Below are 13,629 nucleotides of genomic sequence, written 5' to 3'. Positions count from 1 at the left end.
CTGCAATGCGGTCTGTGTGCCGTCGCTGGACGGCAGCAGGATGGCGGCGCATTTGCAGATCGGATGCCGCAGATTGGTCACTCTGTGCGAAATCTGCTGCAGAACTGTCTCGAGACGGACGACATTCTCCTCCGTCTCTGTCTCGAACGCCTGGGCGCGCGCGCGCGCCTTGTTCGAGATTTCGCGCCAGTGACGCTGATCATTCCACAGAGCCGCCAACGCATCCGACCACGCCTCCAGATCGGCGTCGCCGTCGAGCAGAACGCCGCCGTCGCCGATGGCTTGCGGAAGCCCTCCACGCGCGCTTGCGATCACGGGCAAGCCGTTGCATTGCGCCTCCAGAACGACACGGCCGAACCCCTCCACCCAGCGGCTTGGCATCAAAAGGATGTGCGTGGAAGCATAAATCTGCCGCACGTCCAACTGGGCTTCGACGATGGTTATATTGCCGAGCGCCTTGGCCCGTTTTTCCGAGCGTTTGATGTCCTGGCTGTCGAGATCCCAGCACAAGACAAACTGAAACGGCATTTCGGGATTGTGCTGCGCAATCGCAAAGGCGAGCGACGCCCCCTTCTCATCGACGGGATTGATGAAGGTGATCTTGCTGCCGGTCTTGTCCACCCGGTATTTGGAGAAATCCACGACCGGCGGCACCACATGGGCGGAAATTCCGGTCCGTTCCAGAACACGGTCGGCAATGAAATTGGAATTGGCGATGATAACCTGTGCCTGCGGGAAAGTGTCGGCGGTCCAATTGTCGACCTCGACCGCATCGCGAACGTAAAGAACCTGGCGCCGGCGGACATCCTCGACCGCGGAGATGTTCTCTGGGAACCGCTTCACGCTATAGATGGCAAAATCATACTGGCTCGATGCAAGATGGCGTTCGGCGGCGCCAAACACATTGGCGACACGCTCGATCTCATAGAGAACAGGCCAATGGATTTTGCCCGCCGGTCGCCTGGCATTGGTTGTCTTTGCCCGGGCCAGCACAGCAACGTCATGGCCGCGCTTCATCAGCAGGTTGGCGAGTTCGTCAATGCTGCTTTCGCGGCCGCCAACCCGGTCGGGCAGATAGTCATGATCGCTGACGAGCAGGATGCGCATCGGGTTAAGCTCCACCCAGGGAGTATCGAAACAGCATCTGCTTTGCCGTGGCATTCCGGTCCGCCACCACCATCGCGCCTTCATTGCCAATATGGGCAATGACAGTGGAAGCAAGCGCCATCCCCGACATCCTCATCAGGTCAGGATGGGCAAGGATGACTTCGCAGACGAACAACTTGACCTGCCACAAAGTATCGACGAACTCCTGCTTCAGCCCGCTCTGGTCGTTGAAGATCACCAAAGGATTCATGGTTGTATTGTGATCATGCACCCCGCGCCATGATAGCATCTGGTCGATGAATACGGTGCCGGCGATCATGTGGCAGCCGACTGCGCAGTAACTGTCGGCCTCGAACCGCGTAAACGTGACGGCGCGGTGCGGCCTGATCGCCTCCAGCATAGGCTTGCGGAACATCATCCCTGATGTCGCGGCCCAGATCCACCCGGTTTTCCAAGGCGGGAAATAGTCCGAATATCCGTTGAGAAGCAGATTTGCGGCATGTTCATCATAGCGCCCGTCGCGGACCGACTTCATTCGAAAACCAGTCGTATGACGCGCGAGAATTCCAGTCGACGGGTTGAACACACCCATCTCGCACGCCGCGACCCCTGCAGGGCAGACAGGGTTGAGCAATGCCGCCAGCATGTTTTCGAGAAATGCCGGCTCATAGATATCGTCGGGATCGAGCAGGGCAACAAAATCTCCGACAGCGATCCGTAGGCCTTCGAATGCGGATCCGATCTGCCCGAGATTTTCTTCATTGCGGATCAAGACGATCCTTGCATCGTCGAGGCCGGACACGATCTGCTTTAGACGATCGAAATCGGCTTCCGACGAACAATCGTCGACGACGATCAACTCCCAATCGTCGATCGATTGCTCGACCACCGATAGGAGCGCGGAAGCGACAAAATGCGCGTAATTGTAGTGAGCTACGATGACCGACACGCGTGGCTGCAGCAAAATATCACGCCTCTTCACAAACTCACCGACGGGGAATACGCATCGCCTGCGGCCATCGGGCTCAGATCCCGGTCGCCTTCACCAGGACATCGTCGGCAACCGACAGTGACTTGATGACGAGTGACCGCTGGCGCACCTGCAGACGGTAGGTTGTGTCTTCGTCACCTGCCATGATGAGGTTGATCGATTTCCGGATGACAGGCACGGCCGCCGCAATTGCAGCGCGCGCCTCACGCTTGTTTCTGGCCTTGCGAATCTTCTTTGCCGCTTCGCGAAGCGTCGGAATGGCGATGGGAGTGACACTGCCTGGCGCGCGAGTAACGGACCCGAGGCCGCGCGAAAATTTTTCCAGCGCATCGGCCACGCAATTCTGTGTGGTATCGAAGTTCTTTCCCCGGCAGCGATCGGTGTCGCGCTCGAACTGCTTGAGACTGGTATTGATCTGCGAAACAACCTGCTGCTGCAGGGCAACCTTCTGCTGCTTGGCAGGTTTGGCAGAAGCATTGGGGGAGGCGTCGCCGCGCCCGGGAGACGACGAATGGCCATCGGGGGTATGGTCTCCCCGCACGAGCTTCATCATCTTGTTTTGATTTTTTTTCAGCCAGGCGTCCGGGAAGACTGGGACATAGGCCGCATTTTGGACCGGAAGAGCGGCACTGTCCTCCGAGAGCTCACGCGCCTTCTCGGCAAGAATGCTCTGCGGATTTTCCTGCGCAAACAAGAGAAGAGCTTTGCGGCTGCCGATGTCGACGGCTCTTGCAAAGGCAAACGCGTCGGGCGTAATAGGCCCGGCCAAAGCCACCCCACATGCCGCCAATATTCTGATCGCGTAAGATGGATTCATTATTGCGCCCCCACAGCAATTGGTTGCAAGTCAAAATAACAGAATGTTGCTGAAATTCTACCGGTCTTTGAGATCACCAATACTTTTCCTTTTTGAATCTCCGGCGCCCAATAGGTTAGCTTTCCTTTTCGGCCGCTAAGCTTTCTGACAAGTGCGGCCCCCTTCGATCCGATCCCGCAAATCGCCGCCCGGGGCTGGGAATAAAGGTTAAAAATGTTGTACGGGGCGCTGATCGCGTGTAGCATTTCGATATCGTAAAACTTGGGGGAGTAAAGCAATGCGAACTAGAGTTTGCCTGGCTTTCGTTCTGGTCAGCGCAGTTTGTGCCGGCATGGCATCGGCAGGCGATGTCAAAAAGTCATATACCTCAGATGACGTTGTTAAATTCATGATGGCGCAGAAGGCACTTGTTCAAGGACGCTCTGTTTGTATTGGTTCGGAAAGCGAATGCGCCGCAAGCCAGCCGAAAACCTCCGGCTTTGACATGGTCATCAACTTTGACATCAATTCCGCCAATCTGCGGCCGGAATCCAAGCGAAATCTCCTTCAGGTGGCGGCGGCCCTTCGAAGCGCGGCGCTCAACAGAGATAGCTTCCGCATCGAGGGTTTCACCGACGCCCTCGGCACCGAGAAGTATAACATAAAACTATCCGAAGATCGCGCCAGAGCAGTCGAACAATTTCTTGCGGACAACGACATCAAGACGTCGCGGATGACGGCCGTGGGTCTTGGGGAGAATTCACCGCGCGACAAGGACCCCTATTCCTCGAAAAATCGCCGGGTCGAACTGAAACTCAAGGTGAATTGAACTGCGCCTTGTCTTGGGGTGGTTCATGCTCGCATCGCTTCTTGCGATCCCGATTGTCTCAGCAGGTTCAGGAAAAGTGTCCCATGGTTTCCGACAAGAACTTGCAACAAACAAGGTCTAAGCGGATAAATCACTGGCTTTCCAACGAAAGTCCGCTTAGCGGTATCCAATGCCCGCGACATAGTTCGCAAGCATGTGCTCTTCCAATTCTTCCTGCTCGAACAAAACCTTCATCACGTCGCCGATGGCGAGGATGCCGAGCGGTTCGGCGTCCGTGCTCAGCACTGGGATATTTTGAAGGCCGCGTGCGGACATCGTCGTCCAGACGGCCTGCACCTCATCATCGGGATGGCAGGACACGATGTCCCGGCTCATCAGCGCCGCGATGGATGCGTCGGCTGCTTCTCTTTGCGCGAGATGCCGGATGATATCGGATTTGCTCAACACCCCCACCGCCTGTCCGGAAAGATCGGAGACGATGGTCAATCCTTTTCCGGGGTTGGAAAGGGCGAGAGCCGCCACCTGCAGCGTGGCGTCGACGTCGATCACCACCAGGCGGTCCAGGGTTATTGGCGTGAGTTGTTCGATCTGCATTGCCATCTCCAGACAGGTTCGTTTCTGCTGAACCCGATGCCCGGCAATGCGCCGGACACCGGCAAACGCAGAGATTATTTCTGGTAATTCGTCAGGTTTTTCTCGTCGGTGTCGACGACGAATACCGCAATCAGTTTTGCCGGCTTGGTCTTGCTGGCATTCTCACTGACATTGTGGTGGTCGCCGGGAAACTCGGCGAAGCTTTCGCCGGCGTGATAGACCTTGACCGGCCCGTCATTGACCTGGCTCCGGATCGCGCCTTCGAGGACCGTAGCATAGATGAAGGCCGATTTCGGGTGGGTGTGGCCCGGCGAGGTGCCGCCCGGGTCATACTCGACCAGCACCGCCTTGAGGCTCTTGCCGGGGACGTTGGGCAGTGCATGGTCATAGACGATCGCCACCTTGGCCTGCTCGGTGGAAGCAGCGCTGGCGGCGCCAGCGCCGGCGATGGCGGCGGCGAAGACGGCTGTAGAGATAAAGGTCCGGAACATGTGGTTCTCCTGTCGTGAATGTCGATGATGGGGGCGCCCGATCCGACGGGCGCCGGATGTCTCAAGCGCTTACGCGCGCGGCTGGTAACCGCTCAGCCAATCGTCGAAGCTGATATGACCATGCCGGGCATTGCCGATCGGCACGAGCGAGCCGTCGAGCAGCTCGGTGCCGAAATAGAGCGCATGGGGATCGGCAACCACCTGGCGGGGATCGTTGGTCGCTTTCAGGAAGCGCGCCACGATTTCGCTCATGCGCACCCTTTCCGGACCGGCAATCTCGATCGTGCCGTTCAGCGGCACGCTGAGTGCGATCTCGGCCATCACATCGGCGACGTCGTCGGACGCGATCGGTTGAATATAGGCCGGCGACAGATGCACGGACTGGCCGACCGTGCCCGACTGGGCGATACCCGGTATGAATTCGTCGAACTGCGTCGAATGCACGATCGTGTAGGGAATGCCCGAATTCTTGATCAGTTCTTCCTGGGCCATCTTGGCGCGCATGTAACCGCTGCCCGGCAGCCGGTCGACGCCAACGATGGAAAGCGCGATGTGATGTTCCACGCCGGCGGCGATGCCGGCCGCGAGCAGATTGCGTCCGGCCGTCTGGAAGAATTCCATCACCGCCTTGTCCTCGAACGAGGGCGAGTTGGCGAGGTCGATCACCACACTCGCACCAGCCAGCGCTTCCGGCAAGCCCTTGCCGGTGATCGTGTCGACGCCCGAATTCGGCGACGCCGCCAATACTTCATGGCCCTTCTTGCGCAGGCGCTCCACGGTCTTCGACCCGATGAGCCCGGTGCCACCGATAACGACGATTTTCATGATCGATCTCCTTGATGAATTTGATTGTCAGGTTTTCACGGATCGGCCAGCTGACGATGGTCAGCATGTTTTCTCCAATGCGGTCGGGGAGTGACCGATGGGCTGGAGAATGCGCCGGATCGCGATGCCGGACTATTCTACCGGGGTCGCTGTTGCCCTATGCCAAGGCATAAGTGCAGCTGTCTCAGGTGGTCGAAAAACCTGATCGATTTGCCGGAAACGGCGTCACCAGGCATCAGGCGAATGCGCCGTCGGTGCAGATGGCTGTTCGGGATCCAAGGGATAATCACTGCGACTGCGAGCCTTGAGCGCTCGCAGCATCGATCCTCTCATCATGGAGACCAAAATGATCAAGCGTCTGAATATCATGGCCAAGAAAAACGGCGGCATGGAAGCCCTGGTCGCGGCCGAGGCCTGGCTTGCCAAGAGCTTCGACCCCAAGCTGCTCGAACTCGTCAAAGTGCGCGTTTCGCAGATCAATGGCTGCGCAAACTGCCTGCACATGCACCGTCAGGATGCGTTGAAGATGGGTGAAACGGATGACCGGCTGCTGCTGCTCAGCGCCTGGCACGAGTCGCAACTCTTCACCCCGCGCGAACGGGCGGCACTCGCCTGGGCGGAGTCTCTCACCGATATCGCCGGGAGCCGCGCACCGGACGCGGTCTACGAGGAAGCGCACAGCACCTTCTCCGATGACGAACTCGTGGCGCTTTCGATCGGCGTGGCGATGATCAATGCCTGGAACAGGCTGGCGATCGGCTTCAGGATTCAGCATCCCGCCGATCACATGCGCGCTGCCGCTTGAGGACAAGGCCGCACAACACGCCGGCCGGGCGAAGGAGATCGCCCGGCGGCAGCAGGAAGCCGGCCGTCATGCGTCGAGATTTGCCTGGATCGCCTGATATTCGCCGCGCTCGACCGGCAACCGCAGCGTCACGACCGTGCCTCGACGAGGCTCGCTTTCCAGGTGGAGATGGCCTCCTGCTTCCCGGGCAAAGCGTTCGACCATCGGCAATCCAAGGCCGCCGAGGCCCGATACCTTGGTGGTGAAGTAGGGGTCGCTCGCCCGCTGCAGCACATCCTTCGTCATACCGAAACCGTTGTCGGCAACCCGCAACTCGATCTCGGTCGCCGCATGTTCGTCGTAGATGGCGGTGGCGACGATGGAAATCACCCCGCCATCCGGCAGGGCATCGCGCGCGTTGAGCAACAGGTTCATGACGGCGCTCTGCAGCCCGACGCGGCTGCACCTGGCCACCGGCAGCGACTGGCTGGCGTAGAGTTCGAATTGGATATTGCGATCCCAGGTGGCCCTGACCAGCGCCTCGATTTCCATCAGGCAGGCCGAGACGTCCACCGGCTCGGCCGCGCCATTGCCGCCATGCGCAACCCTCAGCGTCTGTTGGACCAGCGCACCGGCGCGCTGCAACGAGACCCTGGCGCTGGCGACGACCGGCACGAGGCTCGAGCCCAGCTCGGTGTCGGCGCTGCGCGAAATCAGGTTCAGCGCCGAGGTGGCCACCTGGATCAGGTTGCCGAGATCGTGGACGACACCGAAGATCGCGTCTGCCGGATTGGTGTTCAGAGAATAGGGTTCCGGCTTGGCATAGGGGATGAACGCGCCACTCCCCCGTATTTCCATATCTGCCTGTGACATGTTCTGCTCCTCATCAGCTCCAGCGACAGGAGTGTCGTTCCCGAGCTGGATGGAGGCTATGATGCGTGCGGGGCTGTCGTCGATTGGTTCAAAGGCGAGGCCGGGCAATACTGCCGTATGGATAGGATGTCGGATTGCAGCAGTGTTGCTGCCGACAAGCTGTCGTGCCATGCCGGCGGGACAAACCCGCCGGCAGATATCCGCTCGTCTCAGTGCGTCGCGAAGACCTTGCGCAGATAACCCGTCACCTGGGCCACCGCCGTGCGCACGGCCGGCGTATGGGCGATCGGGTTCAACATCATGAAGTCATGGATCGTGCCGTTATATCTCAGCGACAGGACCGGCACGCCGGCATTGGCCAGCTTGCGGCCATAGGCTTCGCCTTCGTCGCGAAGCACGTCGTTCTCGGCGACGATCAGCAATGTCGGCGGCAGGCCGCGCAACTGCTCGACCAACGCATTCAACGGCGAGGCGTAGATGTCGCTGCGCTTGGCGACCTCCGGCACATACTGGTTCCAGAACCAGACCATCCCCTTCTTCGTCAGCCACGGGCCGTTGGCGAATTCCTCGTAGGAGCCTGTCGACATCGATGCGTCGGTGACGGGATAGAACAGCAATTGCGCCAGGATTTCCGGCCCCTTGCGCTCCTTGGCCAAAAGCGCGACGACAGCAGCCATATTGCCGCCGACGCTGTCGCCGGCGATCGCCAGGCGCTTGGCATCGGCGCCAAACTCCGCGGCATGTTCGGCGACATATTTGGTCACCGCATAGGCCTGCTCGACCGCCGTCGGATAACGGCTTTCCGGACAGCGATCATAATCGACAAACACCACGACCGCGCCGACGCCGACGGCAAGTTCGCGGACAAGGCGGTCATGTGTCTCCTTGTCGCACACGACCCAGCCGCCGCCATGGATATAGACGACGACCGGCAGTCTGCCGGTTGCATCGGCCGGCCGGACGACGCGGATATCGGTCTGCCCGGTCGGGCCGACATCGATGTAGCGATCCTCGATCGAGACATCGGGCAGATGCACCTGGACCGATTTCTGCATGCCCAGCAGCGCTCCGCGTGCGGAATGGGGCGTGAGCAGATAAAGCGGAGCCTCACCCTTCATGTCGTCGGCGAAGGCCTGGGTGGCTGGCTCAAGCTGCGGCCGGTCGATCGCCCACGTGGCCGATGGGGCAGCGGGTGAATAGCTGAGATTGGATGACATGGGCATCGTCCTTTGAAAGAGGGCTCGTGAGGGTGAGCGAGTGCAGCTGCGCCGCTCCACAGCCATGTGGCCATGTCCATCCTCCAAGGGCTATTGACACGGATGGCTGATTTTCCAGTGCCGAAGCATGCCGCACTTCATTCTTCTTCAGCGAGGCTATGCCGCAGGGTCTAGCCATCCCCGACCTTGGGATTGCACCGGCTATCTGGCGGTGCAGGCGCATCGACCAGCCTGTCGGCACGGCCATTGTCGCCAAAACGGCCCCGCCCTTCCGGGCGAGGCCATTTGTCCAATGCATTCCCGGCGGAGGGAATGAAAAGTGGAGCCGGACAGGTTGAATGCACGCCTGCCAATTCGTTGGCCACAGGGAGAAACCGAAAAAACCCCTGTGTTCATCATCTCTGTCGCGTTCGGTTAACACGGCTCGCATCTTGAAACTTCCACAATGCATCGCCTTCGCCCATCCATACCGCGGCACTGGGCGGGGCAAACCAAGGCCTAGACTGGCTGATCATTTGGCGAGAAAAGAGCGAGACGCGGCCCATCATAGCATCGATCTGCGCCTGGCTCCTGCGTAAACCGGCAGACGAGCGCCGCCTTCCTGCCTACCGTTCCGATACGATCGCGTAGTCGCTTCGATACCTCGTGATAATACCCGCCCGCATCACCCCTCGCTAACCTCAGGCCCGAAAGCAGTTCGCTGCGACCGGCAGGCTACTGCAGCCAATTGCCGCCTCAGCAAATGCCGGCCGCGAGGAGATCGAGCCAATGTCACTGTTTGCAAGCGACTTTTCCGGTGCAAGCGCCATCCGGGTTCCAACAGCGCGTGACGCCCGTCCGATGACTCGTGACGCCCGTCCGAGTATTCGTGACGCCCGGTCCGGTGGGGCGTATTCTACGCGGGTCCTGCCCGAAGCGCATCAGCGCATGGTCGGACCCTTCGTATTCCTGGAGCAATTCGGACCGACGCTGTTCGAGGCAGGCCAGGGGTTTGACATGCAGCCGCATCCGCATCTCGGGCTTGCGGCGGTGACCTATCTGATCGATGGCGAGATCGTTCATCGCGATAGCCTCGGCGGCGTGCAGACCATTCGTCCCGGTGACGTCAATTGGCTGACCGCGGGCTCCGGCATCGTGCATTCCGAACGTACGCCCCTGGAAGACAGGATATCAGGCAGCGATTTCCTCGGCATCCAGGCCTGGGTCGCGCTGCCCTCCCGGTTCGAGGAGATCGACGCCAATCTCGCATACCATCCGGCGCAGGACGTGCCGCGAACCTATGCCGACGGCGTCGAATTCACCTTGATTGCCGGAGAGTCCGACGGCCTCGTCGCGCCGGTCAAGACCCTCTCGGACCTGGTTTATGCGGAAATCGTGCTGACCAGCGGCGCGCGCTATCAGGCGCGGCCCGAGCATGTCGAGCGTGCGGTCTATGTCATAGCCGGCGAACTGGAGATCGTCGGCCAGGCCGGCATGTTCGCGGAAGGCGACCTGGTGCTGCTGAAACCCGGCGCCGAAGTCATCCTCAAGGCACCCGCCTTCCATGCCGCACGGCTGCTGCTCTTGGGCGGCGAGCCCTTCCCCGAACCGCGATACATGGATTGGAACTTCGTCTCGTCGTCGCCGGAACGGATCGAACAGGCCAAGGCGGATTGGCGCGAGCGGCGCTTCCCCGAGATCCCCGGTGAAGCCGATTCCACCCCGGATGTGTCCAACCACGATCGATACGAGGCAGCGCCATGAGACGGATTCTGAAGATTGCCATTCTTGTCAGTATCGCCGGCCTGCTGATGGGTTTTGCCGGCACCTGGGGTCTCCAATACTGGCAGACCGGCCGTTTCGAGGAGACGACCGACGATGCCTATATCCGCGGCGACATCACCTCGCTTGCGCCGCGCGTCGCCGGCTATGTCACCAAGATCGATGTCGAGGACAATGCGGCGGTCAAGGCCGGCAAGGTGCTCTTCACCATTGACGACCGGGATTATCGCGCTCGTCTCGCCCAGACGGAGGCCAATCTTGCCGCCGCGCGTGCGACGCTGGCCAACAATCGGGCCGAATATGAGCTGCAGCAGGCAATCATCGCCCAGGCCGATGCCCAACGCCAGGCCACAGTGGCTTCGCAATTGCTGGCGGAACGCAATCTCTCCCGCGTTCTCAATCTCGTCCGCACCCAGGCAACCAGCCAGGCGCAGGTCGACGTGATGCAGGCCCAGCGCGACCAGGCAAATTCCGCCGTTGTCGCCGCCGAAGCCGCACTTGCCGCGCAACGCCGCAAGCTCGATGTGATCGCAGCCCAAAAACAGGCCGCTGAAGCCGCTATCGCCCAGGCGACCGCCGCCCGCGACCTCGTGCGCATCGATCTCAGGAATACCGAGGTGCGCGCGCCGATCGATGGCGTGATCGGCAATCGCCAGGTCAGGCTGGGGCGCTACGTCACGCCCGGCCAGGCGCTGATCGATATCGTGCCGGTTGCCGATGTCTGGATCATTGCCAATTTCAAGGAAACCCAGCTCGAGCATATCAAGATCGGCCAGCCCGTCCGCATCAGCGTCGACGGCTTCAGCGATGTCGCGATCGAGGGCGTGGTCGCCAGTTTCGCACCCGGCAGCGGCTCCGCTTTCAGCCTTCTGCCGGCCGACAATGCGACCGGCAATTTCATCCGTGTCGTGCAGCGAGTGCCGGTGAAGATCCGCCTTTCCAGCAATCCGCTGCCCGGCCGGCTGGTTCCGGGCCTCTCCGCCAAGGTTGCCGTGCGGGTCGATGCGCTGGCGGGAGACAAGTGATGGCAACGATGCCGGCAGCCGCCGCAAATGGTGAACAGTCGCTGCAGCAAGCCGGCATGGGCTTGCGTGGATGGATATTGATCGCCGGGATCAGCGTTGCGGCCCTGGCTGAAGCCATCGCCGGCACAGCCGTCTCCACCGGCCGGCTGGACATGATCGGCGATATCCACGCGACCCCCGACGAACTGGCATGGCTCGATATCGGCTACACGGCTGCAAAACTCATCGCATTTGCAATAACCCCCTGGCTGATCAGCGCCCTGTCCGGCACCGTCGCGGTTCGTGCCGCCACGGGTCTCCTTGCCCTCGGCTGCGGACTGGCCGCATCGACTGTTGATGCGAACCTGCTCACAGCACTCAGGCTCCTGCAGGGCTTCACCGGCGGCGTGCTGATCGTCTCGGGTCAGACCGCCCTGCTCCAGCTCTTTCATCAGCGCAAACAGCCGCTCATCCAGTCACTGTTTGCCATCGGAGCGGTGGTCGCGCCCGCGACCTTCGTGCCGCTGATATCAGGGTGGATGATCGACAACTGGTCATGGAACTGGGTTTTCCTGACCGCGTTTGCGACTGCACTCCTGGCGCTGGCACTGGTGATCGCCGGCGGCGAATTGCGAGGCGTGGTAGCATCGAGCGGCGGGCTCGACTGGCCCGGCCTCACCCTTTTCGCCGCATCGGCGGTCGCACTGACCTACGTGCTCAGCCAGGGCAGCCGATGGAACTGGTTCGACGACGGCCGCATTGCCGTGCTCACGTGCGTTGGCGTCGTGGCGCTGGTGTTGTTTGTCCTTTCGCTGTTCGGCCGTCACGAGGACAAGCTGATCGCGCTTTCAGTGTTCCGTGACCCGGACTTTGCCTTCGCCTTTCCCATCAGCTTCGTCGCCGGCTTTGCCCTGAGCGGCAGCGCCTATGTCATTCCCGCCTTTGCCGTCTCCGTGCTCGGGATGACCGCGACACAGGCCGGTTGGCTGCTGCTGCCCAGCGGCTTTCTGTTCATCGCGTCCTTGCTGCTGGTCGCATGGCTGATCAGCCTCCGGAGCCTCCCCCCGATCGCAACAGTGCCCTTCGGCATCCTGATATTCATGACCGCGATGTGGATGCTTTCGCGATCGAATGGCGAAAGCGGTGCGCCCGACATGTCGCTGGCGATCCAGCTTCGCGGCATTGGCCTGGGCCTCTTGTTCCTGTCGCTGACGCTGATCGCGCTCACCAACCTGCCGCGCTCTACCCTCGTCTACGGTGTCGCTCTGTTCAATATCGGGCGGCTGGCCGGCGGCCAGATCGGCATAGCCAGCCTGCAGACGCTGATCGACCATCAGACCGCACGCAACCTTGCCGTCCTCGGCGCCAATCTCACCAACGGCCGTACGGCCGTGATCGATCGCCTTGCCCAGATTGGCAGTCTGCTGGCGGCAAAAGGTGTGGAACCCGGATCCGTCACCAAAGCCGCGATCAACCTGCTCGGCCGCCAGGTCGCGACACAAGCCACGGTCATCTCGTTTGAAACCGCCTTCCTTGCCATTGCCCTGCTGTTCGTCGCCGCGGCGCCGCTCCTGGTTGCCTACAAGATCATGCTTGGCAGGCTTTCCAGGCATTCCAGAGGGCCGCCGGACCTGGAAAATCTGCCTTCGAAAACCACGCTCTACTCTTCAAAGGAAGCCAATCATGAAACTCTACTATAGCCCCATGGCATGCAGCCTCGCCGATCACATCGCGCTTCAGGAATCAGGCGCGCACTATGAGCGCGAGCAGGTCGACCTGAAAACCAAGCGGATCATCTCCGGCGGCGATTTCAACAACATCACGCCCAAGGGATATGTCCCGGCGCTGGTGCTCGACAATGGCGAGACATTGACCGAAAACATCGCCATCCTCGACTGGCTGGCGGGCCGCTTCCCCAAACTCGGCAGCGCCGGACCGCTCGGACGAACCCGCGTCCTGGAAGCGCTGACCTATATCTCGACGGAATTGCATGGCGGCTTCAAGCCGATGTGGCATGCCAGCACGGAGGCCGAAAGGGCCAAAGCGAAAGCCGATCTTGCCGCCCGGTTCAAGCTGCTTTCCGACAGGCTGACGACGGAATACCTGTTCGGCGACGAGCCGACCGTCGCCGATTTCTATCTGTTCGTCATGCTGCTCTGGGCCGAACGATTCGGTGTCGAGGTTTCGCCGCAACTGGCGGACTTGCGGGCGCGCTTGAAGACCAGGCCCGCAGTGCAGATGGCGATGCAACAGGAAGGGTTGGCCGCATAACCGCCGAATGCGGCATTCGACCTGTCGCATATTCAGTTGAAAACAAACCACCCTGCCGGAAGACATCTCCGGCAGGGCGGTTTGCG

The 13,629-nt window shown here is 60.8% G+C and carries 14 protein-coding genes; 6 read left to right on the top strand and 8 right to left on the bottom strand.

Annotation, left to right across the window (positions count from 1 at the left end):
* The 3 genes from AC1D06_RS25410 to AC1D06_RS25400 form a co-directional block, all read right to left on the bottom strand.
* Window positions 1-1,107 (bottom strand): glycosyltransferase (locus AC1D06_RS25410; protein ID WP_477988593.1); only part of this gene is annotated, 1,107 nt, incomplete at its 3' end.
* A gap of 4 nt (window positions 1,108-1,111) precedes the next feature.
* Entirely contained in the window at window positions 1,112-2,056 is a 945-nt protein-coding gene (locus AC1D06_RS25405) for a glycosyltransferase family 2 protein (protein ID WP_477988592.1), read from the bottom strand.
* 76 nt (window positions 2,057-2,132) lie between these two features.
* Window positions 2,133-2,915: a hypothetical protein gene (locus tag AC1D06_RS25400; protein ID WP_477988591.1), complete on the bottom strand. Its 783-nt coding sequence runs from the start codon at window positions 2,913-2,915 to the stop codon at window positions 2,133-2,135.
* A gap of 331 nt (window positions 2,916-3,246) precedes the next feature.
* Between AC1D06_RS25400 and AC1D06_RS25395 the strand changes: the two genes are divergently transcribed.
* A complete protein-coding gene (locus tag AC1D06_RS25395) occupies window positions 3,247-3,723 on the top strand; it encodes an OmpA family protein (protein WP_477988590.1) in 477 nt (158 codons plus the stop codon).
* A 156-nt stretch (window positions 3,724-3,879) separates the two neighbouring features.
* Here AC1D06_RS25395 and AC1D06_RS25390 read toward each other — a convergent pair whose 3' ends face one another.
* The 3 genes from AC1D06_RS25390 to AC1D06_RS25380 all read right to left on the bottom strand — a co-directional run bounded on the left by AC1D06_RS25390 (window position 3,880) and on the right by AC1D06_RS25380 (window position 5,633).
* Complete coding sequence (locus AC1D06_RS25390) at window positions 3,880-4,317, bottom strand: CBS domain-containing protein (protein ID WP_477988589.1); 438 nt, start codon at window positions 4,315-4,317, stop codon at window positions 3,880-3,882.
* A 74-nt stretch (window positions 4,318-4,391) separates the two neighbouring features.
* Complete coding sequence (locus tag AC1D06_RS25385; protein ID WP_477988588.1) at window positions 4,392-4,808, bottom strand: cupin domain-containing protein; 417 nt, start codon at window positions 4,806-4,808, stop codon at window positions 4,392-4,394.
* Window positions 4,809-4,877: 69 nt separating this feature from the next.
* Entirely contained in the window at window positions 4,878-5,633 is a 756-nt protein-coding gene (locus AC1D06_RS25380) for an SDR family oxidoreductase (protein ID WP_477988587.1), read from the bottom strand.
* Window positions 5,634-5,979: 346 nt separating this feature from the next.
* Between AC1D06_RS25380 and AC1D06_RS25375 the strand changes: the two genes are divergently transcribed.
* The gene (locus AC1D06_RS25375; RefSeq protein WP_477880517.1) at window positions 5,980-6,438 is read left to right on the top strand and encodes a carboxymuconolactone decarboxylase family protein; all 459 of its coding nucleotides are present in this window, start codon (window positions 5,980-5,982) and stop codon (window positions 6,436-6,438) included.
* Between the two features lie 66 nt (window positions 6,439-6,504).
* On the opposite strand, the gene AC1D06_RS25370 is transcribed toward AC1D06_RS25375, so the two are convergent.
* Both AC1D06_RS25370 and AC1D06_RS25365 read right to left on the bottom strand, forming a co-directional pair.
* A complete protein-coding gene (locus AC1D06_RS25370; protein WP_477988586.1) occupies window positions 6,505-7,290 on the bottom strand; it encodes a sensor histidine kinase in 786 nt (261 codons plus the stop codon).
* Between the two features lie 209 nt (window positions 7,291-7,499).
* Window positions 7,500-8,507, bottom strand: coding sequence for an alpha/beta hydrolase (locus AC1D06_RS25365; RefSeq protein ID WP_477988585.1), 1,008 nt, complete (start codon window positions 8,505-8,507; stop codon window positions 7,500-7,502).
* A 768-nt stretch (window positions 8,508-9,275) separates the two neighbouring features.
* Here AC1D06_RS25365 and AC1D06_RS25360 point away from each other — a divergent pair.
* Genes AC1D06_RS25360 through AC1D06_RS25345 form a run of 4 tightly spaced genes read left to right on the top strand, consistent with a single transcriptional unit; the run spans window position 9,276 to window position 13,543 of the window.
* The gene (locus AC1D06_RS25360; protein ID WP_477988583.1) at window positions 9,276-10,250 is read left to right on the top strand and encodes a pirin family protein; all 975 of its coding nucleotides are present in this window, start codon (window positions 9,276-9,278) and stop codon (window positions 10,248-10,250) included.
* Window positions 10,247-11,293 carry an HlyD family secretion protein gene (locus AC1D06_RS25355; RefSeq protein WP_477988581.1) on the top strand — a complete coding sequence of 349 codons (1,047 nt, stop codon included), beginning with the start codon at window positions 10,247-10,249 and terminating at the stop codon, window positions 11,291-11,293. The genes AC1D06_RS25360 and AC1D06_RS25355 overlap by 4 nt, the downstream gene beginning before the upstream one ends.
* Complete coding sequence (locus AC1D06_RS25350; protein WP_477988580.1) at window positions 11,293-12,972, top strand: MFS transporter; 1,680 nt, start codon at window positions 11,293-11,295, stop codon at window positions 12,970-12,972. Before AC1D06_RS25355 ends, AC1D06_RS25350 begins: the two co-directional genes overlap by 1 nt.
* Complete coding sequence (locus AC1D06_RS25345) at window positions 12,956-13,543, top strand: glutathione binding-like protein (RefSeq protein ID WP_477988579.1); 588 nt, start codon at window positions 12,956-12,958, stop codon at window positions 13,541-13,543. Before AC1D06_RS25350 ends, AC1D06_RS25345 begins: the two co-directional genes overlap by 17 nt.
* Window positions 13,544-13,629 lie beyond the last annotated feature (86 nt).

It is taken from the genome of Rhizobium sp. P2_G2 (assembly GCF_056403555.1).
The sequence above is the reverse complement of the archived record's forward strand: the minus strand, read 5'-3'. Positions and strand labels throughout refer to the sequence as shown.

What these genes read in the sequence shown, in the direction of transcription:
- AC1D06_RS25400 (WP_477988591.1), bottom strand. Translation starts at nt 2,915, where the DNA reads ATGAATCCATCTTACGCGATCAGAATATTGGCGGCATGTGGGGTGGCT.
- AC1D06_RS25355 (WP_477988581.1), top strand. Translation starts at nt 10,247, where the DNA reads ATGAGACGGATTCTGAAGATTGCCATTCTTGTCAGTATCGCCGGCCTG.
- AC1D06_RS25350 (WP_477988580.1), top strand. Translation starts at nt 11,293, where the DNA reads ATGGCAACGATGCCGGCAGCCGCCGCAAATGGTGAACAGTCGCTGCAG.
- AC1D06_RS25360 (WP_477988583.1), top strand. Translation starts at nt 9,276, where the DNA reads ATGTCACTGTTTGCAAGCGACTTTTCCGGTGCAAGCGCCATCCGGGTT.
- AC1D06_RS25380 (WP_477988587.1), bottom strand. Translation starts at nt 5,633, where the DNA reads ATGAAAATCGTCGTTATCGGTGGCACCGGGCTCATCGGGTCGAAGACC.
- AC1D06_RS25345 (WP_477988579.1), top strand. Translation starts at nt 12,956, where the DNA reads ATGAAACTCTACTATAGCCCCATGGCATGCAGCCTCGCCGATCACATC.
- AC1D06_RS25390 (WP_477988589.1), bottom strand. Translation starts at nt 4,317, where the DNA reads ATGCAGATCGAACAACTCACGCCAATAACCCTGGACCGCCTGGTGGTG.
- AC1D06_RS25375 (WP_477880517.1), top strand. Translation starts at nt 5,980, where the DNA reads ATGATCAAGCGTCTGAATATCATGGCCAAGAAAAACGGCGGCATGGAA.
- AC1D06_RS25370 (WP_477988586.1), bottom strand. Translation starts at nt 7,290, where the DNA reads ATGTCACAGGCAGATATGGAAATACGGGGGAGTGGCGCGTTCATCCCC.
- AC1D06_RS25385 (WP_477988588.1), bottom strand. Translation starts at nt 4,808, where the DNA reads ATGTTCCGGACCTTTATCTCTACAGCCGTCTTCGCCGCCGCCATCGCC.
- AC1D06_RS25395 (WP_477988590.1), top strand. Translation starts at nt 3,247, where the DNA reads ATGGCATCGGCAGGCGATGTCAAAAAGTCATATACCTCAGATGACGTT.
- AC1D06_RS25365 (WP_477988585.1), bottom strand. Translation starts at nt 8,507, where the DNA reads ATGTCATCCAATCTCAGCTATTCACCCGCTGCCCCATCGGCCACGTGG.